Consider the following 1,486-nt stretch of genomic DNA (forward strand, 5'->3'; position numbering starts at 1 on the left):
GGGCGACGGCGTCGGGCGCGGCCGTGTCGGGGCCGCCGTCGGCCCACACCTCGGCGGGGTCGTCCAGGACCAGCGCGGCGCCCGCGTCGCGGAGCATGAACTCCCGGCGCTCGGCGGGGTAGTCGGGGTCGACGGGGAGGAAGGCGCCGCCCGCCTTGCTCACGGCGAGCTGGGCGACGACCGAGGCCGCGCCGCGGGGCAGCGCCAGGGCCACCACCGTCTCCGGGCCGACACCGCGGCCGATCAGCCGGTGGGCGAGCCGGTTGGCGGCCCGCTGCGTCTCGGCGTACGTCCACTCCCGCCCGTGTTCGCTCAGGGCGACGGCGTCGGGCGTGCGGGCCGCCTGCCGCTGGAACAACTCAGGCAGGGTGGCGGCCGCCACCACGGGGGCCGTGCCCCGGCCCAGCCGGACCAGGTCCCGCAGTTCCTCGTCGGTGCTCAGCGGCAGGGCGCCCAGGGTGCGGTCCGGGTTCTCGGCGAGGGCGGTGAGCAGCGTGGCGAGCTGGCCGGCCATGCGGTCGGCGGTGGCCTCGTCGAACAGGGCGGTGCTGTAGGTGAGCAGGCCGTGCAGGGCGCCGTCGTCGGCCTCGGCGAACTCCCAGGTCAGGTCGAAGGCGGCGTGCCGCAGTTCGGTCTCGACGTCGGTGATCGCCAGGCCGGGGACGTCGGGGTGCGCGGTCGGGGTGTTCTGCAGGACCACCATCACCTGGAAGAGCGGGGTGCGGCTGGTGTCGCGCACCGGCCGTACCTCGTCGACCACCCGCTCGAAGGGCACGTCCTGGTGGGTGAACGCGTCGAGGACCGTCTGCCGGACGTCGGTGAGGAATTCCGGGAAGGGCTGCTCGGGGCGCACCTGGGAGCGCAGGACCAGCGTGTTGACGAAGAACCCGACGAGGTTCTGCGTCTCGGGCAGGTCGCGGCCGGAGGCGACGGTGCCGACGGCGATGTCCTGTCCGCCGGAGAGCCGCGCCAGGTGGGCCTGGGTGGCGGCGACCAGGGTGGTGAACAGGGTGGCGCCCCGTTCCTGCCCGGCCCGGGCGAGCCGGCGGGCGGTGTGCGGCGGCAGCACCAGGCGGGTGGTGGCGCCGTCGGCGTTGCGCACCGGCGGGCGGGGCCGGTCGGTCGGGACGTCGAGCGGCTCGACGTCCGCGAGGCGCTCCCTCCAGTACGCCAGGTGACCGGCGGCGGTGGCGTCGGCGACGCCGCGCTGCCAGTGGGCGTAGTCGGCGTACTGGACGGGCAGCGGCGGGAGTTCGACGGCGTCGGTGCCGGTCTCGGCGCGGTACAGGTGGAACAGGTCGCCGGTGAGCACCGCGTTGGACCAGCCGTCCGTGACGATGTGGTGGGTGGCCAGTGCCAGGACGTGGTCGTCCTCGGAGAGCCGGACCAGGGCGGGGCGCAGCAGCGGTCCGCGGCGCAGGTCGAAGGGCGGGTGCGGTCCTCGTCGAGGAGTTCCGCGAGCCGGGCGTCGCGCTCGGGTCCGGGC

At 75.8% G+C, this 1,486-nt stretch carries 1 protein-coding gene; it reads right to left on the minus strand.

The genetic code is table 11. The features are described from left to right. The coding region (locus ACOV8S_RS26905; protein ID WP_448320963.1) for a condensation domain-containing protein at positions 1–1,486 on the minus strand (1,486 nt) is incomplete at both ends.

It is taken from the genome of Streptomyces sp. CO7 (assembly GCF_053474865.1).